The 25,900-nt window shown below is 70.6% G+C and carries 14 protein-coding genes, 1 tRNA gene and 1 rRNA gene; 12 read left to right on the forward strand and 4 right to left on the reverse strand.

The genetic code is table 11. The features are described from left to right. From rrf to ACIRR9_RS48250, 3 genes are all read left to right on the forward strand, one after another. Positions 1-87 (forward strand): 5S ribosomal RNA (rrf, locus tag ACIRR9_RS48240); the annotation flags it as partial. A gap of 113 nt (positions 88-200) precedes the next feature. After that, a complete protein-coding gene (locus tag ACIRR9_RS48245; protein ID WP_123981300.1) occupies positions 201-863 on the forward strand; it encodes a DegT/DnrJ/EryC1/StrS family aminotransferase in 663 nt (220 codons plus the stop codon). 76 nt (positions 864-939) lie between these two features. Beyond that, positions 940-1,015, forward strand: a tRNA-Thr gene (locus tag ACIRR9_RS48250). A gap of 59 nt (positions 1,016-1,074) precedes the next feature. Here the strand turns inward: ACIRR9_RS48250 and ACIRR9_RS48255 are convergent. Beyond that, the gene (locus ACIRR9_RS48255; protein ID WP_403766026.1) at positions 1,075-3,828 is read right to left on the reverse strand and encodes a SpoIIE family protein phosphatase; all 2,754 of its coding nucleotides are present in this window, start codon (positions 3,826-3,828) and stop codon (positions 1,075-1,077) included. 398 nt (positions 3,829-4,226) lie between these two features. Between ACIRR9_RS48255 and ACIRR9_RS48260 the strand changes: the two genes are divergently transcribed. From ACIRR9_RS48260 to ACIRR9_RS48300, 9 genes are all read left to right on the forward strand, one after another. Next, complete coding sequence (locus tag ACIRR9_RS48260) at positions 4,227-9,683, forward strand: HAMP domain-containing protein (RefSeq protein ID WP_403766029.1); 5,457 nt, start codon at positions 4,227-4,229, stop codon at positions 9,681-9,683. Positions 9,684-9,957: 274 nt separating this feature from the next. Continuing rightward, positions 9,958-10,641, forward strand: a complete 684-nt coding sequence (locus ACIRR9_RS48265; protein WP_403766032.1) for a two-component system response regulator — start codon at positions 9,958-9,960, stop codon at positions 10,639-10,641. A 124-nt stretch (positions 10,642-10,765) separates the two neighbouring features. Beyond that, positions 10,766-13,492 carry a DNA translocase FtsK gene (locus ACIRR9_RS48270; RefSeq protein WP_403766035.1) on the forward strand — a complete coding sequence of 909 codons (2,727 nt, stop codon included), beginning with the start codon at positions 10,766-10,768 and terminating at the stop codon, positions 13,490-13,492. Positions 13,493-13,768: 276 nt separating this feature from the next. Beyond that, positions 13,769-14,611 (forward strand): RodZ domain-containing protein, encoded by an 843-nt coding sequence (locus ACIRR9_RS48275; RefSeq protein ID WP_365345825.1) that lies wholly within the window; start codon positions 13,769-13,771, stop codon positions 14,609-14,611. Between the two features lie 92 nt (positions 14,612-14,703). Beyond that, positions 14,704-16,176 (forward strand): 30S ribosomal protein S12 methylthiotransferase RimO, encoded by a 1,473-nt coding sequence (gene rimO / locus ACIRR9_RS48280; protein ID WP_403766038.1) that lies wholly within the window; start codon positions 14,704-14,706, stop codon positions 16,174-16,176. Continuing rightward, positions 16,173-16,934 (forward strand): CDP-diacylglycerol--glycerol-3-phosphate 3-phosphatidyltransferase, encoded by a 762-nt coding sequence (gene pgsA, locus ACIRR9_RS48285; RefSeq protein WP_403766041.1) that lies wholly within the window; start codon positions 16,173-16,175, stop codon positions 16,932-16,934. The genes rimO and pgsA overlap by 4 nt, the downstream gene beginning before the upstream one ends. Next, complete coding sequence (locus ACIRR9_RS48290; RefSeq protein WP_384565607.1) at positions 16,931-17,476, forward strand: CinA family protein; 546 nt, start codon at positions 16,931-16,933, stop codon at positions 17,474-17,476. The genes pgsA and ACIRR9_RS48290 overlap by 4 nt, the downstream gene beginning before the upstream one ends. Positions 17,477-17,585: 109 nt before the next feature. Beyond that, a complete protein-coding gene (locus tag ACIRR9_RS48295) occupies positions 17,586-17,960 on the forward strand; it encodes a helix-turn-helix domain-containing protein (RefSeq protein WP_189262258.1) in 375 nt (124 codons plus the stop codon). 190 nt (positions 17,961-18,150) lie between these two features. Further along, entirely contained in the window at positions 18,151-18,489 is a 339-nt protein-coding gene (locus tag ACIRR9_RS48300) for a hypothetical protein (protein WP_403766045.1), read from the forward strand. A 289-nt stretch (positions 18,490-18,778) separates the two neighbouring features. On the opposite strand, the gene ACIRR9_RS48305 is transcribed toward ACIRR9_RS48300, so the two are convergent. The 3 genes from ACIRR9_RS48305 to ACIRR9_RS48315 all read right to left on the reverse strand — a co-directional run bounded on the left by ACIRR9_RS48305 (position 18,779) and on the right by ACIRR9_RS48315 (position 25,444). Continuing rightward, positions 18,779-19,543, reverse strand: a complete 765-nt coding sequence (locus ACIRR9_RS48305) for an SDR family NAD(P)-dependent oxidoreductase (protein WP_403253349.1) — start codon at positions 19,541-19,543, stop codon at positions 18,779-18,781. A 32-nt stretch (positions 19,544-19,575) separates the two neighbouring features. Beyond that, the gene (locus ACIRR9_RS48310; protein WP_403766049.1) at positions 19,576-20,406 is read right to left on the reverse strand and encodes an Fpg/Nei family DNA glycosylase; all 831 of its coding nucleotides are present in this window, start codon (positions 20,404-20,406) and stop codon (positions 19,576-19,578) included. 76 nt (positions 20,407-20,482) lie between these two features. Beyond that, positions 20,483-25,444 (reverse strand): ATP-dependent helicase, encoded by a 4,962-nt coding sequence (locus ACIRR9_RS48315; protein WP_403766052.1) that lies wholly within the window; start codon positions 25,442-25,444, stop codon positions 20,483-20,485. Between the last annotated feature and the right edge of the window lie 456 nt (positions 25,445-25,900).

The following is a 25,900-nucleotide window of genomic DNA, read 5'->3' on the forward strand; positions in this document are numbered from 1 at the left end:
GGTTACATTCCGAACCCGGAAGCTAAGCCTCACAGCGCCGATGGTACTGCAGGGGGGACCCTGTGGGAGAGTAGGACGCCGCCGAACAAATATTGAAAGGGTTGGATCTGGAACTTCGGTTCCGGGTCCAACCCTTTTTCTGTTTGCGTAACGTGTCGTTCACGTTCCGCGCCGAACATCCAAGCATGGGTACTGCTGCAATGCTCAGGGCTGCCGGTGTCGGAGTCGGTGACGAGGTCATCGTGCCGGCCTTCGGCAACGTCGAGGTCGCCGAGGCCGTGACACTGGCCGGTGCGCTTCCGGTGTTCGCCGACATAGATCCGCTGACCTACTGCCTCGACGTGACGGCAGTGGAGGCGGCCGTAACCCCCCGCTCCGCGGCGGTGGTTGTCGTACACCGATTTGGACGGTGGGCCGACGTACGGCGATTGCGTGAGCTGGGGCAGCGGCACGGGCTGCTGGTGCTGGAGCAGGGCGAGTCCGAGGCGCCGTACGACGAGATAGCCCAGCGGCGGCAGCGGGCCGCCTACCTCGATGCGAAGCTGCGCGGTGTGCGGACACCCGACGGCGGTGACGGGCACACCTTCCAGCAGTACGTCGTGCGGGTGCCGGGGAACGGCCGGCCCGACCGGGACGCCTTCGCCCGGGCCTTGCGGGGCAAGGGAGTTGACTGCCGGGTTCCGGTGAAGACAGCTGTGCACCGGCTGCCGGAATTCCGGCGCTGCGTCTCGCTGCCGGAGACCGAGCGGGCGGCCGACGAAACGCTGGCACTGCCCGTGGACGCTTCCCTGACCAAGCGGGAGATGCAGCGGATCGTGTCCGCCTGCAATGCCCTCGGCGGACTGCTGCAGCCCGCCTTCTGAAGGAGTTTGGGAACTCGGGTCTGTTCGGGGTACGATCTATTTCGTTGCCGCGGGGGAAACCCCGAAAAGGCAACAGGCCCCTATAGCTCAGTCGGCAGAGCGTCTCCATGGTAAGGAGAAGGTCAACGGTTCGATTCCGTTTGGGGGCTCCAACAAGAAAAGTCCCGCCCTTTCGGGCGGGACTTTTCTGTGTCCTCCTCCGTCCCCGCCCTCAGTCCTTCTGAAGGCCGGGGACCCGCATCGCCAGAATGGCCATGTCGTCCGACGGGGCGTCCGACGCGAAGCGTTCCACCGCGCGCATGATGCGTGCCGCCACCGCGCCCGCCGTCAGGCCCGTACAGGTCGTCAGAACGTCCGCGAGGCCGTCGTCGCCCAGCATGCGCGTGCCCTCCCGGCGTTCCGTCACACCGTCGGTGACGCACAGCAGGACATCGCCCGGGTCGAGGGTGACCGACTGCTCGTACAGCTCCAGGTCCTCGATGACACCGAGGAGCGGCTGCGGTTCGGCCGCCGCCTCCACCGTGCCGTCCTGGCGCAGACGGAGCGGGAGCGGGTGGCCGGCGCAGACGACCTTCATCTCGGCGCTGCCGTCCTCCTGGGGGCGCATCTCGCCGTACAGGAGGGTCAGGAAGCGGCTGCGGGAGCCCTCGTCGAGGATGGCGGAGTTGAGGCGCTCCAGGACCGCCGGGCCGCTGAGGCCCTCCCGTGCGAGGAGCCGCAGGGCGTGCCGGGCGAGGCCGGTGACGGCGGCCGCGTTGGGGCCCGTACCGCAGACGTCGCCGATGGCGAAGCCGTACGCGCCGTCGGAGATGGGGAAGACGTCGTAGAAGTCGCCGCCGACCTCGTTGCCCTCACCGGCCGCGCGGTAGATGACCTCGACCTCGACGCCGTCGATGTGCGGCGTGCCCGGGGGCAGCAGGCTTCGCTGGAGGGCCTGGCTGATGGCCGTGCGCTCCGAGTACAGGCGGGCGTTGTCCAGGGCCAGGGCGGCTCGGCGGGACAGGTCCTCGGCGAGTTCCAGGATCTCCTGGCGGAAGTGTTCGTCGGTGGGCTTGCCGAGGGTCAGCATGCCGATGACGCGGTTGCGGGCGACCAGGGGGAGGACGACCGTCTCGCCGCCGACGGCGGAGGCCGTGGCGAGGGTCGGGCCGATCCCGGAGGAGACCTGCCGGGTGGGGCCGCCGGTCAGGCCGAGGCTGCGCATGGAGCTGCGCAGGGCGGCCTGGTGGGCGTGCTCGCCGGGGGCCGTCCAGACGCGGGCGCCGGGTGTGGGCACCGGGTCCGGCGGGGGCACCTTGGAGAGCAACGACTTGATGCCGTCGATGAGTTCCTCGTCCTCGTGTAGGACGTACGACAGGTACGGCTCGGAGGCCTGGTCGGCGATCGTGTAGACCGCGCACCAGGTGGCGAGGGTCGGGACCGTCATCTGGGCCATCAGGGCGAGGGTCTGGTCGCGGTCCAGGGTGCCGGCGAGCAGGTCGGAGGCCTCGACCAGGAAGCTGAGCGAGCCGCGGCGCAGCCGCTCCAGCTCGCCCAGGCGGGCCGACTCGACGGCCAGGGCGATGCGGTCGGCGGCGAACTGGAGGCGCAGTGCCTCCTCGTTGGAGTATCTGGCCGGGCCCTCCGCCGCGACGCCCAGGGAGCCCGTCAGGCGGCCCTCGACCTTGAGCGGGACCGTGACGACCGAGCGCATGCCGGTGCCGGCCAGCAGCGGTACGGCGCCCGGTACGGCCGTCAGGTCCTCGTGGACGGCCGGCATACGGGCCGAGCCGTAGCGGCCGGGGCCGGCTTCGACGGGCACGCGCGCGAAGCGCTGCCTGGCGGAGGGCAGGCCGGTGGAGGCGCGGACCTCCAACTCGGTCTCGTCATCGGTGGCGAGGAGCAGGAACGCGGAGTCGCCGTCGAGCATGTCCCGGGCGCGCTCCACTGTGCGCTGGAGGAGGCCGTCGAGGTCGTCCGGGGCCGGGGAGCCGATGAACACCTCGAAGGGGTCGGTGCTCTGGCCGTCGGAGCCGCCGGTGTCGGAGGCGGGGACGCGCAACGGGGTCTGCAGCACGGCCCGTTCGTGGTCCCGTACGAGGAGGCAGACCGTGGAGGGCTCGCCGCCGGTGTCACGGACTCTGAGGTGCGAGGCGTAGACGGAGGTCACGCGGCCGTCGGCGCCGCGGATGCCGTAACTGCCCTCCCAGCGGGACAGTTGGAGGGCCTCCGCGATACCGGTGCCGGTGCCCGGGGTGTGCGGCCAGGCCGCGAGGTCGGTCAGGGGCTTGCCTGTGACGTCCGCGGAGGTGTGGCCGAAGAGTTCCTCGGCGTCCTCGTTCCAGGCCGTCACAGAGCCCTTGCGGTCGATCTGGACCACCGCGACGCGGACCCGGCCGTCGGCGAGGGGGAGCAGGTCGGCGGGGAGGGACGGTCCGGCCGCGCGGGTGCCGACCGGGCGTTCGGGGAGGTCGAGCTGGAACCAGACATTCTTGTGCGTGGGCGTGTACTCGACACCCCAGCGGGTGGCGAGGGCCGCGCAGAGCTGGAGCCCGCGGCCGCCCTCGCGGTCGGGGCTGCCCATGTTGACGGCGGATCCCTGCAGGGGGACCTCGCGTTCCGGGTAGCGGTCGGCGACCTCGATGCGTACCCCGTCCTCCGTGCGCAGGCACAGGACGTCGGCGTGGGTGCCGGCGTGCACCACCGCGTTGGTCACCAGTTCGCTGGTGAGGACCACTGCGTCGTCGACGATGTCCGCGAAGCCCCAGCCCTGGAGCGTGTCGCGGACGAAGGACCGGGCGGTCGCGACCGATCGCCCCACGGGCTCGAAGCTGGCGGCCGCGCGCGCGGTGATCACAGAACTCCTAGTCCGGGTGTCGACATGCAGGCTTGCCTGGCCGGCCGGGTCGTGCCGCTGCTGCGGCATCAGCTCGCCCGTGGGCCGTGGCTCCGGGTTGTGTCCCCCGGGGATCACTCCGGTGGTCATGGTCTGCGGCCGCCCCTCCGAATGCCCGCTCGTTCTCGTGCCACCGCCCAGGCCGGACGGACCGGTGCGGCTGGACAGCCGCATGCAAGGTTACTTACCTTCGCCGTCCGAGCGGATGCCGGTCGCCAGTGTTTACGCCCTCAGGGTGTGCGGACGATGTGCGAAGCTGCCGAACTGTTATGGCCTGGTTCGGCCAGGGTGAAACACTGGGCAAGCTTCTGGTGAAGGTCCGGTCAGCCTGAGTGCGTTCCGTGTACGGCGGGCAGCAGCCCCTGGTGTGGTCGGATCCCATCTGGCAGAAATACGCAGCAGTAACTGGTACGCCGAAGTAAGCGGTACGCCGAGTATGGCGGTACCCGAGCACAGCAGTAACGGTCGACCCCTGCGGGAGGGACACAGTGGAGTCTGGCGCAGCGGCGCGGGGCACTAAGGCGCGCGCGAAAGGCGGACCGTCCCTGAGCAGGCAGCGGGGCGGCGGCGGGACCACCGCGGTGGACACGGCCGCCCTGAACCGGTTGCTGGTGGCTCTGGAGGCGATGCGGGAGGGCAACTTCCGCAAGCGGCTGACGGTGTCCGGCGACGGCGTGATGTCGGAGATCGCGGCGGTCTTCAACGAGGTGGCCGACCGTAATCTCCACCTCACGGGTGAGTTGTCGCGCGTACGTCGGGTGGTCGGACGTGAGGGAAAACTCACGGAACGGCTGGAAACGGGCGCCTGTGAGGGGTCTTGGGCGACCGCCATCGACAACTCCAACGCGCTCGTGGACGACCTGGTGCGGCCGGTCTCCGAGGTGGGCCGGGTCCTGACGGCGGTGGCCGAGGGTGATTTGTCGCCTCGGATGGAGTTGCGGTCGCCGTCGCCGGACGGGGCCGGGCATCCGCTGCGCGGTGAGTTCCTGAAGGTCGGCCGGACCGTCAACAACCTGGTCGACCAGTTGTCGACGTTCACCGACGAGGTCACGCGCGTGGCCAGTGAGGTGGGCACCGAGGGCAAGCTGGGCGGGCAGGCCCGGGTGCGCGGTATGTCGGGTTCGTGGCGTGATCTGACGGACTCGGTCAACACGATGGCGTACCGGCTGACGGCGCAGGTGCGGGACATCGCGCTGGTGACGACAGCTGTCGCCAAGGGTGATCTGTCCCGGAAGGTCACCGTTCAGGTCGCCGGCGAGATGCTGGAGCTGAAGGAAACCGTCAACACGATGGTGGACCAGCTGTCCGCGTTCTCCTCCGAGGTGACCCGGGTCGCCCGCGAGGTGGGCACGGACGGCATCCTGGGCGGCCAGGCGCATGTGCCGGGGGTCGACGGCACGTGGAAGGAACTCACCGATTCCGTCAACACCATGGCCGGCAACCTGACGGCCCAGGTGCGCGGGATCTCCGAGGTGACCACCGCGGTCGCCAACGGTGATCTGTCGCGCAAGGTGACCGTCCAGGCGCGCGGTGAGGTCGCGCAGCTCGCGGACACCATCAACCAGATGACCGAGACGCTGCGGATCTTCGCGGACGAGGTCACGCGCGTGGCCAACGAGGTAGGCGCGGCCGGGCAGCTGGGTGGTCAGGCGAACGTGCCGGGTGCGGCGGGCACCTGGAAGGACCTGACGGACTCGGTCAACACGGTCTTCCGGAACCTGACGACGCAGGTGCGCGACATCGCCGCGGTGACGACCGCGGTGGCCAGCGGTGACCTCTCGCAGAAGGTCACCGTGGACGTGGCCGGCGAGATGCTCGAACTGAAGAACACCGTCAACGGCATGGTCGACCAGCTGTCGTCGTTCGGCGCCGAGGTCACGCGGGTGGCCCGGGAGATCGGTGTCGAGGGCGAGTTGGGCGGCCAGGCGCAGGTGCCGGGTGCGGCCGGTACCTGGAAGGACCTGACCGACTCCGTCAACACCGCGTTCCGCAACCTCACCGGGCAGGTGCGCAACATCGCCCAGGTGACGACGGCGGTGGCCAACGGCGATCTCTCGCAGAAGGTCACGGTCGACGTCTCCGGTGAGATGCTCAAGCTGAAGAACACCGTGAACACGATGGTGGACCAGCTCTCCAGTTTCGCCGACCAGGTGACACGGATGGCCAGGGACGTGGGCACCGAGGGCCGCCTCGGCGGTCAGGCCCGCGTGGACGGCGTCTCGGGCACCTGGAAGGAGCTCACGGACTCCGTCAACTTCATGGCCGGCAACCTGACCTCGCAGGTGCGGCAGATCGCCCAGGTGACGACGGCGGTGGCGCGGGGCGATCTGTCCCAGAAGATCGACGTCGACGCGCGCGGCGAGATCCTCGAACTCAAGAACACGATCAACACGATGGTCGACCAACTCTCCGCCTTCGCCGACCAGGTCACCAAGGTGGCCCGTGAGGTGGGTACGGAGGGACGGCTGGGCGGTCAGGCGCAGGTGCCCGGTGTGGCCGGTGTGTGGCGGGACCTGACGGATTCCGTGAACGGCATGGCCGGCAACCTCACGGCCCAGGTGCGCAACATCGCCCAGGTCGCGACCGCGGTGGCCCGCGGTGACCTCTCCCAGAAGATCACCGTGGACGCGCGCGGTGAGATCCAGGAGCTGAAGAACACCCTGAACACGATGGTCGACCAGCTGTCGTCGTTCGCCCAGGAAGTCACGCGCGTCGCGCGCGAGGTGGGCACCGAGGGCATCCTCGGCGGCCAGGCCGAGGTGCAGGGGGTCGCGGGCACCTGGAAGGACCTCACCCAGTCCGTGAACTTCATGGCGAACAACCTGACCATCCAGGTGCGCAACATCGCCGAGGTCACGACCGGGGTGGCCAAGGGCGACCTGTCGAAGAAGATCACTGTCGACGCGAAGGGCGAGATCCTCGAACTCGTCACGACGGTCAACACGATGGTCGACCAGCTCTCCAGCTTCGCCGAGCAGGTGACCCGGGTGGCCCGTGAGGTGGGCACCGAGGGCATCCTGGGCGGCCAGGCGCACGTTCCGGGTGTCACGGGCATCTGGAAGGACCTCAGCAACAACGTGAACCTGATGGCCAACAACCTGACCATGCAGGTGCGCAACATCTCCCAGGTCTCGGCGGCGGTCGCCAACGGCGACCTGACCCGGCAGGTCACCATCGAGGCGAGCGGTGAGGTGGCCCAGCTCGCCGACACCATCAACACGATGGTGAAGACCCTGAGTTCGTTCGCCGACCAGGTCACCAAGGTGGCCCGTGAGGTGGGCACGGACGGCATCCTCGGCGGTCAGGCGCACGTTCCGGGTGTGGCGGGTACCTGGAAGGACCTCACCGAGTCGGTGAACCAGATGGCGTCCAACCTGACCGGTCAGGTGCGCAACATCGCGATGGTCACCACGGCCATCGCGAAGGGTGATCTGACCAAGAAGATCGACATCGACGCGCGCGGTGAGATCCTCGAACTCAAGACGACGATCAACACGATGGTCGACCAGCTGTCCAGCTTCGCCGAGGAGGTCACCCGGGTGGCCCGCGAGGTGGGCACCGAGGGGCAGTTGGGCGGTCAGGCACGCGTGCGTGACGTCGACGGCACCTGGCGGGACCTCACCGAGTCCGTGAACGAGATGGCCGGGAACCTGACCCGGCAGGTGCGTGCCATCGCGCGCGTGGCGACCGCGGTGACCCGTGGCGACCTGAACCTGAAGATCGACGTGGACGCGTCCGGCGAGATCCAGGAACTCCAGGACTACATCAACAAGATGATCGCCAACCTGCGCGACACCACGGTCGCCAACCAGGAGCAGGACTGGCTCAAGGGCAACCTGGCCCGTATCTCCGCGCTGATGCAGGGCCGCCGCGACCTGGCGGACGTGGCCTCCCTGATCATGAGCGAGCTGACGCCCGTGGTCTCCGCGCAGCACGGCGCGTTCTTCATGGCGATGCCCCTGGTCGACGGCAAGGACCTGAGCGCCGAGAACGAGGACGCGTACGAACTGCGCATGCTCGGGTCGTACGGCTACTCGATGGGTTCCATGCCGACGTCGTTCCGGCCCGGTGAGGCGCTGATCGGCACGGCCGCCAAGGAGAAGCGCACGGTCCTGGTGGAGAAGGCGCCCAGCGGCTATCTGAAGATCTCCTCCGGGCTCGGCGAGGCTCCGCCGGCGCAGGTGATCGTGCTTCCGGTGCTGTTCGAGGGCAATGTGCTCGGCGTGATCGAGCTGGCGTCCTTCACGCCGTTCACACAGATCCAGAAGGACTTCCTCAACCAGATCGCCGAGATGATCGCGACCAGCGTCAACACCATCTCCGTCAACACCAAGACCGAGGTGCTGCTGAAGCAGTCGCAGGAGCTGACCGAGCAGCTGCGGGAGCGGTCGGCCGAGTTGGAGAACCGGCAGAAGGCCCTTCAGGCGTCCAACGCCGAACTGGAGGAGAAGGCCGAGCTGCTGGCCCAGCAGAACCGTGACATCGAGGTGAAGAACACCGAGATCGAGGAGGCCCGACAGGTCCTGGAGGAGCGTGCCGAGCAACTCGCCGTCTCCATGCGCTACAAGAGCGAGTTCCTCGCCAACATGTCGCACGAGCTGCGCACCCCGCTCAACTCGCTGCTGATCCTGGCCAAGCTGCTCGCGGACAACGCGGAGGGCAACCTCTCGCCGAAGCAGGTGGAGTTCGCCGAGACCATCCACGGCGCGGGTTCCGACCTGCTGCAGCTGATCAACGACATCCTCGACCTGTCGAAGGTCGAGGCGGGCAAGATGGACGTCTCCCCGACGCGTATCGCGCTCGTGCAGTTGGTGGACTACGTGGAGGCCACCTTCCGGCCGCTGACCGCGGAGAAGGGCCTGGACCTGTCCGTACGGGTGTCGCCCGAGCTGCCCGCCACTTTGCACACCGACGAACAGCGGCTTCTCCAGGTGCTGCGCAACCTGCTGTCCAACGCGGTGAAGTTCACCGACTCCGGCTCTGTGGAGCTGGTGATCCGGCCGGCGAGCGGCGATGTGCCGGTGCGGATCAGGGAGCAGCTCCTGGAGGCCGGTTCGCTCAGCGATCCGGACGCGCCGCTGATCGCGTTCTCGGTGACGGACACCGGCATCGGGATCGCGGCCAGCAAGATGCGGGTGATCTTCGAGGCGTTCAAGCAGGCCGACGGCACGACCAGCCGCAAGTACGGCGGCACGGGCCTCGGGCTGTCGATCTCCCGGGAGATCGCGCAGCTGCTCGGCGGCGAGATTTACGCGCAGAGCGAGCCGGGCCGCGGCTCGACGTTCACGCTGTATCTGCCGCTGCACCCCAGCGAACTGCCGCCGCAGGGCTACCAGCAGTCCCTGCCCGCGCTGGAGGCAGGTGACCTGGTGGCCTCCCAGAGCCACGGCATGGAGCTGTCCGGCGTGGAGATCGAGACGCCGGCCGAGGTGAAGTCGTACCAGGAGACCCAGAACGGTGCCGCCGCGCTCTTCCGGCGCCGGCGCCGGGGTGTTCCCCAGGTCGCCGAGGCGTGGCCGGTGCTCGCCGAGCAGGAGACGACCCCGCTACCGCGCCGGGGCGTGCGGTTCGGCGGCGAGAAGGTCCTGATCGTCGACGACGACATCCGCAACGTCTTCGCGCTCACCAGCGTCCTGGAGCAGCACGGTCTGTCGGTGCTGTACGCGGAGAACGGCCGCGAGGGCATCGAGGTCCTGGAGCAGCACGACGATGTCGCGGTCGTCCTGATGGACATCATGATGCCCGAGATGGACGGCTATGCGACGACCACGGCGATCCGTCGGATGCCGCAGTTCGCCGGGCTGCCGATCATCGCGCTGACCGCGAAGGCGATGAAGGGCGACCGGGAGAAGGCGATCGAGTCGGGCGCCTCCGACTACGTCACCAAGCCGGTCGATCCCGATCACCTTCTGGCGGTGATGGAGCAGTGGATGCGCGAGGAGTGACCGCAGTGACCAGTTGTGATGTGAACGTTGCGGGAACCTTCCGTGTGCACCGGGAGTTGCTGACTCAGGGTGGCCGGACCCGTGTAGAAGTGCGGGATTGGGGGAACCTTCTGGTCTCCGGCTGCGTTTCTGCTACGTGCACAGTGACATCGCGGTGACAGGGTGTGGCGACAGGCGGGGTGCGGCTACCATGACCGGCACAAGGACGGGCGGCGAAAGGGAGTCGTCCCCTGGGGCGGCGCCCGGTGTACCGCCGGGGCGAGGAGGGCGGGCCATGGTGCAGAAGGCCAAGATCCTCCTGGTCGATGACCGGCCGGAGAATCTGCTGGCGCTGGAGGCCATCCTCTCTGCGCTCGATCAGACACTGGTGCGGGCATCGTCCGGGGAGGAAGCGCTCAAGGCACTGCTCACGGACGACTTCGCGGTCATTCTGCTGGACGTCCAGATGCCGGGCATGGACGGTTTCGAGACCGCGGCGCACATCAAGCGACGGGAGCGGACCCGGGACATCCCGATCATCTTTCTCACCGCCATCAACCACGGGCCGCACCACACCTTCCGTGGCTACGCGGCGGGCGCGGTCGACTACATCTCCAAGCCCTTCGACCCGTGGGTGCTGCGCGCCAAGGTCTCGGTGTTCGTCGAGCTGTACATGAAGAACTGCCAGCTCCGCGAGCAGGCGGCGCTGCTGCGGCTCCAGTTGGAGGGCGGCGGCAAGGGCGGCGCGGTCGCCGGCAAGGAGTCCGCGGGACTGCTCGCCGAGCTGTCCGCCCGGCTCGCGGCCGTCGAGGAGCAGGCCGAGGCGCTGTCCAAGCAGCTGGACGACGAGTCCGCGGACGCGGCAGCGGTGGCCACGGCGGCTCACCTGGAGCGCAAACTCACGGGCCTGCGCCGGGCGCTGGACGCCCTCGAACCGGGCATGGGCGGCGGCAGCGCAGTGCTTCCGTCACAGAACTGACCGCGACGGCGGACACAGTTGCCCATGAGAGCGTGTCAGTTCCGCGCCCCGGCAAGGGCGACACGAACGGGTGAAGCAGCGGGCACGCGTGTCCCCTGTCGCATCCCCCGGTAACCTCACCCCCATGGCCTCACGTTCCTCGGCAGCCAAGAAGCAGCCCGCGAAGAAGGCCGCTCCCTCGAAGGCTCCGGCGAAGAAAGCCCCGGCCAAGAAGGCGCCCGCCAAGAGGACCGCGGCCAAGAAGTCGGTGCCGGCGCCCAAGCCGGCACCCAGCCCCACCGGGGGCGTCGTCCGCCTGGTGCGCGCCCTCTGGCTCGGTCTCGCGCACGCCGTCGGCGCCATCTTCCGCGGCATAGGACAGGGAGCCAAGAACCTGGACCCGGCCCACCGCAAGGACGGCGTCGCCCTGCTCCTGCTCGCCCTCGCCCTGATCGTCGCCGCCGGCACCTGGGCCGACCTGCACGGCCCGGTCGGCGACCTGGTCGAGATCCTCGTCACCGGCGCCTTCGGCCGCCTCGACCTGCTGGTGCCGATACTGCTCGCGGTCATCGCCGTACGGTTCATGCGGCACCCCGAGCAGCCGGAGGCCAACGGCCGGATCGTGATCGGGCTGTCCGCGCTCATCATCGGTGTGCTCGGCCAGGTGCACATCGCCTGCGGCTCCCCGGCCCGCAGCGACGGCATGCAGGGCATAAGGGACGCCGGCGGCCTCATCGGCTGGGCGGCGGCGACCCCGCTGACGTACACCATGACCGAGGTCCTCGCGGTACCGCTGCTGGTGCTGCTCACGGTCTTCGGGCTGCTCGTCGTCACCGCGACCCCGGTGAACGCCATCCCGCAGCGGCTGCGCGCGCTCGGTGTGCGCCTCGGGGTGCTGCACGACCCCGAGCCGGACGAGTACGGCGAGGACGACGAGCGCTACGACGAACAGTGGCGCGAGGCGCTGCCCGCGCGCCCCCGCAGGCGTTCGAGCGCTCCCCAGGACTACGACCCCGACGAGGCCGAGCAGCAGGCCCTCGCCAAGCGCCGCGGCCGCCCGAGGCGCTCCGCGGTGCCGCAGCCCGAGATGGGCCGTCAGATGGACGCCGTGGACGTCGCGGCGGCCGCCGCCGCGGCGCTCGACGGCGCCGTTCTGCACGGCATGCCGCCCTCGCCGCTCGTCGCCGACCTCACCCAGGGCGTCGGCATCGGCGACCGCGAGGACACCACGCCCACGCCCCTGCCGAGCCCGAACCCCGCCGCGAGCCCGAGTCCGGTCCCGGCCGCGCGGCCCAAGCAGGAGAAGCTCAAGGGCGTCGTCGCGGATCTGACCAAACCGGCCCCCGACGAACCCCGCGACCTGCCCCCGCGTGCCGAGCAGCTCCAGCTCTCCGGCGACATCACCTACTCGCTGCCCTCCCTGGAGCTCCTCACCCGCGGCGGCCCCGGCAAGGCACGCAGCGAGGCCAACGACCGGGTCGTCGCCTCGCTCACCAACGTGTTCTCCGAGTTCAAGGTCGACGCGGCCGTCACCGGCTTCACCCGCGGGCCGACGGTCACCCGCTACGAGGTCGAGCTCGGCCCCGCCGTGAAGGTCGAGCGGATCACCGCGCTCACCAAGAACATCGCGTACGCCGTCGCCAGCCCTGACGTGCGGATCATCAGCCCGATCCCCGGCAAGTCCGCGGTCGGCATCGAGATCCCGAACACCGACCGCGAGATGGTCAACCTCGGTGACGTGCTCCGGCTGGCCGCCGCCGCCGAGGACGACCACCCCATGCTGGTGGCGCTCGGCAAGGACGTCGAGGGCGGCTATGTGATGGCCAACCTGGCGAAGATGCCGCATGTGCTGGTCGCCGGTGCCACCGGGTCCGGTAAGTCGTCGTGCATCAACTGTCTGATCACGTCCATCATGGTCCGCGCGACCCCCGAGGACGTCCGCATGGTCCTCGTCGACCCCAAGCGGGTCGAGCTGACCGCCTACGAGGGCATCCCGCACCTGATCACGCCGATCATCACCAACCCCAAGCGGGCCGCCGAGGCGCTCCAGTGGGTCGTGCGCGAGATGGATCTGCGCTACGACGACCTGGCGGCGTTCGGGTACCGGCACATCGACGACTTCAACCAGGCCATCCGCGACGGCAAGCTCAAGACGCCGGAGGGCAGCGAGCGCGAGCTCAAGACGTATCCGTATCTGCTGGTGATCGTCGACGAGCTCGCGGACCTGATGATGGTCGCGCCCCGGGACGTCGAGGACTCGATCGTGCGCATCACGCAGCTCGCGCGCGCGGCCGGCATCCACCTGGTGCTCGCCACGCAGCGGCCGTCCGTCGATGTCGTCACCGGCCTCATCAAGGCGAACGTGCCCTCGCGGCTCGCCTTCGCCACCTCCTCGCTGGCCGACAGCCGCGTCATCCTGGACCAGCCGGGCGCCGAGAAGCTGATCGGCAAGGGCGACGGACTCTATCTGCCGATGGGGCAGAACAAGCCCACCCGTATGCAGGGCGCGTTCGTCACCGAGGACGAGGTCGCGGCCGTCGTCCAGCACTGCAAGGACCAGATGACGCCGGTCTTCCGGGACGACGTCGTCGTGGGCACCAAGCAGAAGAAGGAGATCGACGAGGACATCGGCGACGACCTCGACCTGCTCTGCCAGGCGGCCGAACTGGTCGTCTCCACGCAGTTCGGGTCGACGTCCATGCTCCAGCGCAAGCTGCGTGTGGGCTTCGCCAAGGCCGGCCGGCTCATGGACCTCATGGAGTCCCGAGGGGTGGTCGGGCCGAGCGAGGGTTCCAAGGCGCGTGACGTTCTGGTGAAACCCGATGAGCTGGATGGAGTGCTTGCCGTGATCCGGGGGGAGTCTGAGGGGTAGGTCTGTCTCAGGGCACGGGCGCCTGTAGACCGGGTGGAGTCACGGTCGTGATCCACTCGTTAGAGATCGTCGGGCAACCGTTTCCCTTTGACGCACGTCAAGTTGAGCGAAAGGAAAGGTGTGTACTCCATCCTGGTGCGCACACCTGACCCGTCATCGGGATGTCGGGCCATACCGATGGCGTACAAAGTCGTACCGCCCGGTTGCCTCACCCTTTTGCACCCCCCATAGACTGAACCTCCAGCACAGGCGGCTACACGCTCGAAAGGCGCCCCCGTGTCCATCGGCAGCAACTCCCCTGAAGACGAGCGTCCGTTCCAAGACGAGTCCGAGGAAAACCGCCCCTCCGTAGGCCGAGCCCTCAAGCAGGCCCGCATCGCCGCCGGGCTGACCGTCGACGAGATCAGCGGGAGCACCCGGGTCCGTATCGCCATCGTGCACGCCATCGAGGCCGACGACTTCGCGCCCTGCGGCGGCGATGTCTACGCCCGAGGGCACATCCGGACCCTGGCCAAGGCCGTCGGCCTCGACCCCGAGCCGCTGCTCGCGCAGTTCTCGGCCGAGCACGGTGGTGGGCGGCCCGCGCCGACGCCCGCCGCCCCGCTGTTCGAGGCGGAACGCATCCGTCCCGAGCGGCGCGGACCCAACTGGACCGCGGCCATGGTCGCCGCGATCGTCGTCGTGGTCGGCTTCGTCGGCTTCACCGCCTTCAAGGGCGGCGACGGCAGCGACGCCAAGCAGTCGGTCGCCGAGGGAGCCACCCCGACGACCAGCAAGCCGGCCTCGCCGACCCCCAAGGAGAGCAAGCCCGACAAGGCTCCCGCACCCTCCGACAGCGCGATCGCCGCCGCGCCCCAGGACAAGGTCACCGTCCAGGTCAGCGCGACGAACGGACGCAGCTGGATCTCGGCCAAGGACCACAACGGCCGGATGCTCTTCGACGGGCTCCTGAAGAAGGGCGACTCCAAGACCTTCCAGGACAGCTCCAAGATCAACCTGATCCTCGGCGACGCCGGCGCCATCCAGCTCTACGTCAACGGCAAGAAGATCGAGGACCAGTTCCAGCCCGGAGCCGTGGAGCGCCTGACCTACACCAAGGGCGACCCGGAAGTCGGATAAACGTTCGAATAAGGCACGTACACAAGGGGTTGGCCATGATCGGCCAGCCCCTTCGACGTGGGGTGTCAGTGAGACAAAGTAGTCTTGAGCCCATGCCTGAACGCCGTACCGTCGCACTAGTCACTCTCGGCTGCGCCCGTAACGAGGTGGACTCGGAGGAGCTCGCAGGCCGTTTGGAGGCGGACGGCTGGCAGCTCGTCGAGGACGCATCGGATGCCGATGTCGCCGTCGTCAACACCTGTGGTTTCGTCGAGGCCGCCAAGAAGGACTCCGTCGACGCCCTCCTGGAGGCCAACGACCTCAAGGGGCACGGCAGAACCCAGGCCGTCGTGGCGGTGGGCTGCATGGCCGAGCGGTACGGCAAGGAACTCGCCGAGGCCCTCCCCGAGGCGGACGGGGTGCTCGGCTTCGACGACTACTCCGACATCTCCGACCGGCTGCAGACCATCCTCAACGGCGGCATCCACGCCTCACACACCCCGCGCGACCGGCGCAAGCTGCTGCCCATCAGCCCCGCCGAGCGCCAGGACTCGGCCGCGACGGTGGCTCTGCCGGGCCACGGCCCGTCCGACCTCCCGGAGGGCGTCGCGCCCGCCTCCGGCCCCCGTGCGCCCCTGCGCCGCCGTCTGGACGGCTCCCCGGTCGCCTCGGTCAAGCTCGCCTCCGGCTGCGACCGGCGCTGCTCCTTCTGCGCCATCCCGTCCTTCCGCGGCTCCTTCATCTCGCGCCGCCCGAGCGACGTGCTGAACGAGACCCGCTGGCTGGCCGAGCAGGGCGTGAAGGAGATCATGCTGGTCTCCGAGAACAACACCTCCTACGGCAAGGACCTGGGCGACATCCGCCTTCTGGAGTCCCTGCTGCCCGAGCTCGCCGAGGTGGACGGCCTCGAGCGGGTGCGCGTCAGCTACCTCCAGCCCGCCGAGATGCGCCCCGGCCTGATCGACGTACTGACCTCCACCCCGAAGGTCGTCCCGTACTTCGACCTGTCCTTCCAGCACTCCGCCCCCGGCGTGCTGCGGGCCATGCGCCGCTTCGGAGACACCGACCGCTTCCTGGAGCTGCTCGACACCATCCGCGGCAAGGCCCCGCAGGCCGGCGTCCGCTCCAACTTCATCGTCGGCTTCCCCGGCGAGTCCGAGTCCGACCTGGCCGAGCTGGAGCGCTTCCTGAACGGCGCCCGGCTGGACGCCATCGGTGTCTTCGGCTACTCCGACGAGGAGGGCACCGAGGCGGCGACGTACGAGAACAAGCTCGACGAGGACGTCGTCGCCGAGCGGCTCGCGCACATCTCCCGGCTTGCCGAGGAGCTCGTCTCGCAGCGGTCCGAGGAGCGCGTCGGTGAGACCGTGCACGTCCTCGTGGAGTCCGTCGACGACGAGGACGGCGTCTACGGCCGCGGGGCCCACCAGGCGCCCGAGACGGACGGACAGGTGCTGCTCACGAGCGGCGCGGGGCTGTCCGTGGGTCGTATGGTCGAGGCGAAGGTGGTCGGTACGGAAGGTGTCGACCTGGTCGCCGAGCCGCTGCAGGGCTCGCCCGCATGGAGTGAGGAGGCCGGCAGATGACCGGAGTCCCGGCGTCCGCCGCGGGCGGCTCGTCCGGCGCGCACGGCGCCCCGGGCTCCGCCGCCACCTCCGGTTCACAGCGTGATTCCCAGGCCGATCCGCAGAGCGCAGATCTTCAGAACGAGGAGAAGCCGCCGCGCGGAGCGAAGATCGCCGCGGCCGCCGTCAACCAGGCCAGCCTGTGGAACGTCGCCAATCTGCTGACCATGCTCCGGCTGGTCCTGGTGCCCGGCTTCGTTGCCCTGATGCTGGCCGGCGGCGGCTACGACCCGGCGTGGCGATCGCTCGCCTGGGCCGCCTTCGCCATCGCCATGATCACCGACCTGTTCGACGGGCACCTGGCGCGCACCTACAACCTCGTCACCGACTTCGGGAAGATCGCCGACCCCATCGCCGACAAGGCGATCATGGGGGCGGCGCTGATCTGTCTGTCCGGACTGGGTGATCTGCCCTGGTGGGTGACGATCGTGATCCTCGCCCGGGAACTCGGCATCACGCTCATGCGTTTCGTGGTCATCCGCTACGGCGTGATCCCCGCCAGCCGCGGCGGCAAGCTCAAGACCCTCACCCAGGGCGTGGCCGTGGGGATGTACGTGCTGGCACTGACGGGGTGGCTGGCGACCCTGAGGTTCTGGGTGATGGCTGTGGCCGTCGTCCTGACCGTCGTCACGGGCCTCGACTATGTGAGACAAGCCATTGTGCTGCGACGGCAGGGAATCGCCGAGCGCGCGGCGGCGTCGGAGGAGACGGAAGCGTGAATTCCACGGCCGCCGAACTGGTGCGACTACTGACGGTGAGGGGTGAGACCCTGGCTGTCGCCGAGTCGCTGACCGGCGGCCTGGTGGCGGCGGAGGTCACCACCGTCCCGGGGGCGTCCAAGGTGTTCCGGGGCTCGGTCACCGCCTACGCCACCGAGCTGAAGCATGAGCTGCTCGGTGTCGACGCCACCCTCCTGGCCCAGCGCGGAGCCGTGGATCCGCAGGTCGCGGCTCAGATGGCGGCCGGAGTGCGGAAGGCGCTGGGTGCCGACTGGGGCCTTTCGACCACCGGAGTCGCCGGCCCGGAACCGCAGGACGGCCAGCCGGTCGGGACGGTTTTCGTGGCCGTCGACGGGCCGTTCGGCCCTGGCGCCGGTTCTGCCGCTGGCGGAAAAGTGGAGGCCCTGCGGTTGAACGGCGACCGCGCGGAAATTCGTAGAGAGAGTGTACGGAGCGTACTCGCACTGCTTCTGAGGGAGCTTGCGAGCGAACAGACCGGGAATGAGCGGACACAGGATACGGAACAGAACGGGGGGTTTTGATGTTTGCAGCCCTGAGTGAACACGACATCGCTCCCCGCACGGCCGCGGCGCAAGGCGGTACGGTGGGGCGTGAAGGATGCGGCTACGCGGTCCGAGGAGGGAGCCACCGATGATTCTGCTCCGTCGCCTGCTTGGTGACGTGCTGCGTCGGCAGCGCCAGCGCCAGGGCCGTACTCTGCGCGAAGTCTCCTCGTCCGCCCGAGTCTCACTCGGCTATCTCTCCGAGGTGGAGCGGGGGCAGAAGGAGGCTTCCTCCGAGCTGCTCTCCGCCATCTGCGACGCGCTGGACGTACGGATGTCCGAGCTCATGCGGGAAGTGAGCGACGAGCTCGCCCTCGCCGAGCTGGCCCAGTCCGCTCGGGCCACCGAGCCCGTGCCCACGCCGGTGCGTCCGATGCTGGGTACCGTCTCGGTGACCGGTGTGCCACCGGAACGGGTGACCATCAAGGCGCCCGCCGAGGCAGTGGACGTGGTCGCCGCGTGACGCCTGCGCGGGCCTAGACCGACAGAAGTGTACGAGGCCCCGGCCGGGGCTTCTCCAGGGACATCTGGGGGTGGTGCGGCCGGGGTTTTCGTGCGTCCGGCGGGCACATGCGTCCATTTGCCGGTGTCCGGTGGTGCGGTCATGGTGGGAGAGGCATGACAGGGGGCCGACCGACCACCGGAGAGAGCGCATGTACGTCGTGAAGAGCCCGCCGTCCGACGCGGACCCGAAGACCGTGGCCGATGCGCTGCAGGGCGCCCTCGTCGATCTGGTGGACCTGGCGCCGGTCGCCGAGCGGGCCTCGGCTCCGGGCGTCCCACCGGACGGGCGGGCGGTCACGGTGGGCTCCGGCAGCGGCATCGGGACGGCACCCGCGGGCTGGGTCAAGGACTCGGACGCGGTGGGAACCCTGGCGGAGGCGCTGGGCGCCGTGATCACCCGGATGCGATCTCGAGAAGCATCACCGGATGTTCCAGGCGGAGGACGCGTAGCAGTGGCCGGTGCCGTCCGACGGCTGTTGCATCGGTGAGCCCTTGGTGCGCCTCCCCGGTGGGCCGGGCGGCGTTCTAGCGTCCGGCTGGAGGTGGCGACCATGGTGGGGCGGATAGTGCACTGGGGGGTTGCCCTGGGGTTCGCGGCGGTGTGGTGGTGGGCCGTGCTGAGGATCGCGTTCGGCGACGGCGCCGGGGCATTGGAAGGGGCCGTGGCGGCCGGGGGATGGGGACTGAGCCTGCTGCCGGTGAACTGTGTGCCGAGGGCCCGGGCGGCGGGGGCCCTGGGTCCCGGGAGGTGGCGGACCGCCTGGCGGGCGCCGGGGGTCACCAGGGCATCGCCACCCCTCCGTTCGGGCGCAGGATCTGACCCGTCGTGAACGAGGAGGCGTCGGACGCCAGATAGAGCACGGCATGTGCGACGTCCTCCGCCTCGCCGACCCGGCCCAGGGGTGACATCCGGGCCATCCACGTCTCCGTCTGTCGCTGTTCCTCGCTGTCGTGCCGGTCGGTCATGGGTGTGCGGGTCCAGCCCGGAGCGACCGCGTTGACGCGGATACCGTGCTTGCCGACCTCGTTGGCGAGCGTCTTGGTCAGCTGGACCACGGCCGCCTTGGCCGCGCCGTAGCAGAGCAGTCCGGGGCCGCCGGTGTCGATCGCGCCGGACGCCATGGTGACGATGCTGCCGCCGCTCCGCCGGGCGAGCATCAGCCGCGCCGCCTCCTGGCAGGAGTGCAGTACCCCCTTGAAGTTGACGTCCAGTACCCGGTCGAGGTCCTCGTCCCGGGTCTCGAGGACCGGGCTGCGGTGCATGATCCCGGCGATCGCAGCCATGACGTCCAGCCGCTCGCAGGACTGCACGGCCTGCGCGAGCTGCGCCCGGTCGGTGACATCGAGAGGGTGGGTGCGGGCGGTGCCGCCATGGTCCTTGATGAGCGTCGCGGTCTCGTGCAGTCCTTCCGCGTCCCGGTCGGCACAGTGCACGGTCGCGCCCGCCTCGGCGAGCAGTACGGCGGAGGCCCGGCCGATGCCGCCGGCGGCGCCGGTGACGAATGCGGTGCGTCCGGTGAGGTCGTACGCCTTGAGGGGCATGAAGGGACGGTACGAGCGGATCTGACGGGTCGTCAATTGGTCGTACGCGTTCTCCGGGACGGCGGCGGGCCCGGGGCCGGGCCGGTCTGGCAGGCGGGGCACCAGTAGGCGGGGCGCTCGCGGGAGCCGTCGCCCTGGTCGGCGACGCGGATCGGGGTGTGGCAGCGCAGACAGGGGCGGGGTGCGCGGCCGTAGACGAACAGGTCCTGGTTGCGCAGGCCCGTGGTCCGGCGGACCGGGCGGTCACGGTTGGCCTCCAGGAGCCGCTTGGCGAGCCCGGGGAGCTGCGCGGCACGGTCGGCGGGGAGCGCGCCGACCGGGAGCCAGGGGGTCGCGCCGATCAGGAAGCAGAGCTCGCTCTTGTAGATGTTGCCGATCCCGGCGAGGTTGCGCTGGTCGAGCAAGGCCTCGCCCAGCGGGCGGGCGGGATCGGCGAGGAGGTTGGCGAGGGCGCGGTCGGGGTTCCAGTCGGGGCCCAGCAGATCGGGGCCGAGGTGGCCCACGGCGCGTTCCTCCTCGCCGGTGCGCAGGAACTCCAGGACCTGGAGGCGGTAGCCGACGGCCGTGCGGTCGGCGGTGCCGAGGATCGCCCGGATCTGGTGGGCCGGGCCGCCCCGCCAGCGCTCGTCGCTGCCGTAGACCTTCCACGCGCCCTCCATCCGCAGATGAGTGTGCAGCGTCAGACCGCCCTCGAAGCGGGTGAGCAGGTGCTTGCCGCGCGGAGTGGTGCCGAGGACCGTACGCCCGGTCAGGTCGACGGTGGCGTACCTGGGCACCCGGAAGTCGCTACGGGTCAGCGCCTTGCCGGCGAGCGCGTCGTGCAGGCGCCGGGCGGCCTGCCAGACCGTGTCACCTTCGGGCATGGGTCAAGGGTGGCACGGGAGAGGCGAGGCGGGGTGGGCCCGTGGGGCGCGCGGGCCGCGAGGTTCTCATGGCGGTTCACGCTCTCAGACGCAGGCCGCGCGGGGTCGCGATGAAACCTGCTCCCTCCAGGAGGGCGCCCAGGGGCGAGGTCAGGGCCGAGACGCCGTTGACGCGCTCCACCGTCACCGTGCCGAGGGTGCCCGCGCGGGCGGCGGCCGCGAGGGCCTCGGCGGCCGTACGGAGGCGGGGGTCGTCGGTGGCGGCCGTGTCCGGGGCGGAGGGCCAGGCCAGCAGGGTCTTGCCGCCGCGCTCCATGTAGAGGGTCAGCTCGCCGTCCACCAGGACGACCAGCGAACCCGCCTTGCGGCCCGGCTTGTGACCGGCGCCCGTCGGCGGCTCGGGCCAGGGGAGCGCGGCGCCATAGGCGTTGGCGGGGTCGGCGGCGGCGAGGACGACGGCTCTGGGGTCGGGGGCGGCAGGGGTACGGGTGTGGTGGTTGCCGTAGGCGTAGGGGTTCGCGCGGCTGCCGCCCCGGGGGCCGCCGTAGCCGGGGGCGCTGAACGGGTCGGCGGGGGCGAGGTCCTTGGGGGAGACGTAGTCGCCGGGCGCGGTGCGGGGTTCCGGGGGCCAGGCGAAGTCGCCGTCGGGGTCGGGGAAGTCGGCCGTGCCGAAGGGGCCGAGGGGCGAAGGGCCGTCGAAGGAGGCCGGGTTCGCGCCGTCACCTGGGCTTGCGAACACGGGAGTGCCGGTGGATCCGAAGCCGCTGCCCGGCAGGCCCTCGCCGCGGTCGCGGGCGTTGGACACCGCGCGCAGCCGGTCGACCGCGCCGTCCATCGCGAACTGGGCCGCGCCGAGCCCCTCGACGACATAACCACGGCGCGCCTGGCCGCTCTCCTCGAACGCCGACAGGATGCGGTACACCGCCGAGAAGCCGCCCTCGATGCCCTCCGCCGCGACCGCACCCCGGGTGACCACACCATGCCGGTCGAGAAGGGTACGGGCCACGGCGTGGGCACGGACGGTCGTGTCCGGCTCCCGCTGCGGGAGCAGTGACCAGCGGCCGGCCACCGTCGGCGGGCCGGTACGCGAGGCGGTGCGGGCGGCGGCCGTCAGAGAGCCGTAGCGGCCGCGTGGGACGGCGCGCTTGGCACGGTGGGCCGTGGACCCCGCCGTACGGCCCGAGCCCAGCAGGGCGCGCATCGGGGCCAGCGTGTCGTTGGTGAGCCGGCCGGACCAGGCCAGGTCCCAGACGGCGTCGGCCAGTTGGGGGTCGGTGGCGTCGGGGTGGGTGGTGGCGCGGACCTGGTCGGCGATCTGACGGAAGAACAGGCCGTAGCCGCCGGAGAGCGCGTCCAGGACCGACTGGTGGAGGGCGGTCGGCTCCAGGGGGTGCGGGGGCGGGAGGAGCACGGGGGCCGCGTCCGCCAGATACAGGGAGACCCAGCCGTCCTTACCGGGCAGGGCACCCGCGCCGGCCCACACGATCTCTCCGGCGGCGGTGAGCTCGTCGAGCATCGAGGGCGTGTAGTTCGCCACGCGGGACGGCAGGACCAGCTTCTCCAGGGCCGACGCCGGTACCGACGCGCCCTGCAACTGCTCGACGGCGCGCACCAGTCCGTCGACTCCGCGCAGCCCGTGGCCCTTGCCGATGTGCTGCCACTGCGGCAGGAACTGGGCGAGCGCGGCCGGGGCCACCGGCTCCAGCTCGTGCCGCAGCGCGGCCAGGGAGCGGCGGCGCAGCCTGCGCAGCACGGCCGCGTCGCACCACTCCTGGCCGATGCCCGCCGGATGGAACTCGCCCTGCACCGCCCGCCCTCCCGCGGCGAGCCGTTGCAGCGCGCCCTCGGTGACCGCCACCCCGAGCCCGAAACGGGCGGCCGCGGTGGTCGACGTGAACGGGCCGTGGGTGCGCGCGTACCGGGCGAGGAGATCGCCCAGCGGGTCCTTCACGGGCTCGGTGAAGGCCTCGGGGACACCGACCGGCAGAGCCGTGCCCAGGGCGTCGCGCAGCCGGCCCGCGTCCTCGATCGCGGCCCAGTGGTCGAAACCGGCGATCCGCACCCTGATGGCCCGGCGGGCGCCGGCGAGTTCCTTCGCCCACGGCGGCTCGGCGCCCCGCTCGGCCAACTCGGCGTCCGTGAGCGGCCCCAGCAGCCGCAGCACATCCGCCACGCCTTCGGGATCCTTGATCCGCCGGTCCTCGCTGAGCCACTGAAGCTCGCGCTCCAGCTCGGTCAGCACCTCCGCGTCGAGCAGTTCGCGCAGCTCCGCCTGGCCCAGCAGCTCGGCCAGCAGCCGGGAGTCCAGCGAGAGCGCGGCCGCGCGGCGCTCGGCGAGAGGGGAGTCCCCTTCGTACAGGAACTGGGCGACATACCCGAAGAGGAGGGAGCGGGCGAAGGGGGACGGCTCGGGGGTGGTGACCTCGACCAGGCGCACCTTGCGGGACTCCAGGTCGCCCATCAGCTCGACGAGCCCGGGTACGTCGAAGACGTCCTGGAGGCACTCGCGGACGGCCTCCAGGACGATCGGGAAGGACCCGAACTCACTCGCCACCTGCAGCAGTTGGGCGGCGCGCTGGCGCTGCTGCCACAGCGGGGTGCGCTTGCCGGGGTTGCGGCGGGGCAGCAGCAGCGCGCGGGCGGCGCACTCGCGGAACCGGGCGGCGAACAGGGCGGAGCCGCCGACCTGGTCGGTGACGATCTGATCGACCTCGCCCTTGTCGAAGGCGACGTCCGCCGCGCCCACGGGGGCCTGGTCGGCGTCGACCGCCGTGTTCAAGGGCGTGCCGGCCTTCATGGGCGCCTGGTCGAGCAGGTCGAGGCCCATCAGGTCGGCGTCGGGCAGCCGCAGCACGATGCCGTCGTCGGCGTGCATGACCTGTGCGTCCATGCCGTACCGCTCGGACAGGCGGGCGCCGAGGGCCAGCGCCCAGGGGGCGTGGACCTGCGCGCCGAAGGGGGAGTGGACGACGACCCGCCAGTCACCCAGTTCGTCCCGGAAGCGTTCGACCACGATCGTCCGGTCGTCGGGGACATGGCCGCAGGCCTCACGTTGTTCGTCGAGGTACGACAGCACGTTGTCCGCCGCCCACGCGTCCAGCCCTGCCGCGAGGAGGCGCAGGCGGGCGTCGTCCTTGGGGAGCGAGCCGACCTCGCGCAGGAACGCGCCCACCGCGCGGCCCAGTTCGAGCGGGCGGCCCAGCTGGTCGCCCTTCCAGAAGGGCAGTCGGCCGGGGACGCCGGGCGCGGGGGAGACCAGCACGCGGTCGCGGGTGATGTCCTCGATGCGCCAGGAGCTGGTGCCCAGGGTGAAGACATCGCCCACCCGGGACTCGTAGACCATCTCCTCGTCCAGCTCGCCGACCCGGCCGCCGCCCTTCTTGGGGTCGGCGCCGGCGAGGAAGACGCCGAAGAGGCCGCGGTCGGGGATGGTGCCGCCGGAGGTGACGGCGAGGCGCTGGGCGCCCGGGCGGCCGGTGACCGTCCCCGCGACCCGGTCCCAGACCACGCGCGGGCGCAGCTCCGCGAACGCGTCCGACGGATAGCGGCCCGCGAGCATGTCGAGGACCGCGGTGAACGCCGACTCCGGGAGGGAGGCGAAGGGCGCCGCGCGGCGGACCATGGCGAGCAGGTCGTCGACCTGCCAGGTGTCCAGGGAGGTCATCGCGACCAGCTGCTGGGCGAGCACGTCCAGCGGGTTGGCCGGGACCCTCAGGGACTCGATGGAGCCGGTGCGCATCCGCTCGGTGACCACGGCCGCCTGCACCAGGTCGCCCCGGTACTTGGGGAAGACCACGCCGGTGGAGACCGCGCCGACCTGGTGTCCCGCGCGGCCGACGCGCTGCAGTCCGGAGGCCACCGACGGCGGGGACTCGACCTGGACGACCAGGTCCACCGCGCCCATGTCGATGCCCAGTTCGAGGCTGGAGGTGGCCACCACGGCAGGCAGTCGGCCGGCCTTCAGGTCCTCCTCGACCAGCGCGCGCTGTTCCTTGGAGACCGAGCCGTGGTGCGCGCGGGCGATGACCGGCGGGGCGCCCTGGGCCGCGCCCGAGCCGCCCATCAGCTCGGCCGGGGAGTGATGCTCTTCGAGCGGCTCGCCGGTCACGCGCTCGTAGGCGATCTCGTTGAGCCGGTTGCACAGCCGCTCCGCCAGCCGGCGCGAGTTGGCGAACACGATCGTCGAACGGTGGGCCTGGACCAGGTCGGCGATCCGCTCCTCCACATGCGGCCAGATCGACGGCTTCTCCGCGCCTTCGCTGCCGTCGGTGGCCGGGGAGCCGCCCAGCTCCCCCATGTCCTCCACCGGCACGACGACGGAGAGGTCGAACTCCTTGCCGGACTTCGGCTGGACGATCTCCACCTTGCGGCGCGGCGAGAGATAGCGGGCCACCTCGTCGACCGGGCGGACGGTCGCCGACAGGCCGATACGGCGGGCGGGCCTGGGCAGCAGCTCGTCCAGCCGCTCCAGGGAGAGCGCGAGGTGTGCGCCGCGCTTGGTGCCGGCGACCGCGTGCACCTCGTCCAGGATCACCGTCTCGATGCCGGTCAGCGCGTCGCGCGTGGCCGACGTCAGCATCAGGAACAGGGACTCCGGGGTGGTGATCAGGATGTCCGGCGGGCGGGTGGACAGAGCGCGGCGCTCGGCGGCCGGGGTGTCGCCCGAGCGGATGCCGACCTTCACCTCCGGCTCGGGCAGGCCGAGACGTACGGACTCCTGGCGGATGCCGGTCAGCGGACTGCGCAGGTTCCGCTCGACATCGACCGCGAGTGCCTTCAGCGGCGACACGTACAGCACCCGGCAGCGCTTCCTCGGGTCGGCCGGGGGCGGGGTCGAGGCGAGCTGGTCCAGCGCGGCGAGGAAGGCGGCCAGTGTCTTGCCGGAGCCGGTCGGGGCGACCACCAGCACGTCCGAGCCCTCACCGATGGCCTGCCACGCGCCCGCCTGGGCCGCGGTGGGCGCGGAAAACGCCCCCGTGAACCAGCCGCGGGTCGCGGGGGAGAAGCCGTCGAGGGCTCGGTGAGCGGATTTCGCCATGGGTCAATCCTGCACCCGGCCACTGACAATCGAGCTGACCTGCGGAAACGAGGGCGGCAGGGGAGCGAGGGGCACGATTCGGCGACGAGCGGGCAAGGGCGCCGCGGCGAGGTCGGCCACCGCCGTACCGCCGCACCACAGTGTCGTGGTCGAGCGTGGTCGCGGCGGAGGGATTTTCGAGCGGCGATCCGCAACGGAGTGCCGCTGCGGCGGGTTCGGCACCGCCGGTCTCCACCGTCGTGGCTGATCGCCGTAGCGGCGGGAACGAAAGGCAGGTGTCGGCGCGTAACGACGGGATGGGAGGGGATAGGACGGGCCGGGGCACGGGGGCACGGGGGCACGGGGGCACGGGGGCACGGGGGCACGGGGGCACGGGGGCACGGGGCACGGGGGCACGGGGGCACGGGGCACGGGAGCAGGAGGCAGGGGGAGGGGCGGGTTCGGCTGACAATGGGC

Origin of the sequence: Streptomyces sp. NPDC101234, from assembly GCF_044767525.1 — a bacterium.
GTDB classification, from domain to species: Bacteria; Actinomycetota; Actinomycetes; order Streptomycetales; family Streptomycetaceae; genus Streptomyces; species Streptomyces sasae.

Bases quoted from the DNA above. Each gene is read 5' to 3' on its own strand.
- ACIRR9_RS48245 (WP_123981300.1), top strand. From the start codon at position 201: ATGCTCAGGGCTGCCGGTGTCGGAGTCGGTGACGAGGTCATCGTGCCG.
- ACIRR9_RS48255 (WP_403766026.1), bottom strand. From the start codon at position 3,828: ATGACCACCGGAGTGATCCCCGGGGGACACAACCCGGAGCCACGGCCC.
- ACIRR9_RS48265 (WP_403766032.1), top strand. From the start codon at position 9,958: ATGGTGCAGAAGGCCAAGATCCTCCTGGTCGATGACCGGCCGGAGAAT.
- ACIRR9_RS48270 (WP_403766035.1), top strand. From the start codon at position 10,766: ATGGCCTCACGTTCCTCGGCAGCCAAGAAGCAGCCCGCGAAGAAGGCC.
- rimO (WP_403766038.1), top strand. From the start codon at position 14,704: ATGCCTGAACGCCGTACCGTCGCACTAGTCACTCTCGGCTGCGCCCGT.
- pgsA (WP_403766041.1), top strand. From the start codon at position 16,173: ATGACCGGAGTCCCGGCGTCCGCCGCGGGCGGCTCGTCCGGCGCGCAC.
- ACIRR9_RS48295 (WP_189262258.1), top strand. From the start codon at position 17,586: ATGATTCTGCTCCGTCGCCTGCTTGGTGACGTGCTGCGTCGGCAGCGC.
- ACIRR9_RS48300 (WP_403766045.1), top strand. From the start codon at position 18,151: ATGTACGTCGTGAAGAGCCCGCCGTCCGACGCGGACCCGAAGACCGTG.
- ACIRR9_RS48305 (WP_403253349.1), bottom strand. From the start codon at position 19,543: ATGCCCCTCAAGGCGTACGACCTCACCGGACGCACCGCATTCGTCACC.
- ACIRR9_RS48310 (WP_403766049.1), bottom strand. From the start codon at position 20,406: ATGCCCGAAGGTGACACGGTCTGGCAGGCCGCCCGGCGCCTGCACGAC.
- ACIRR9_RS48315 (WP_403766052.1), bottom strand. From the start codon at position 25,444: ATGGCGAAATCCGCTCACCGAGCCCTCGACGGCTTCTCCCCCGCGACC.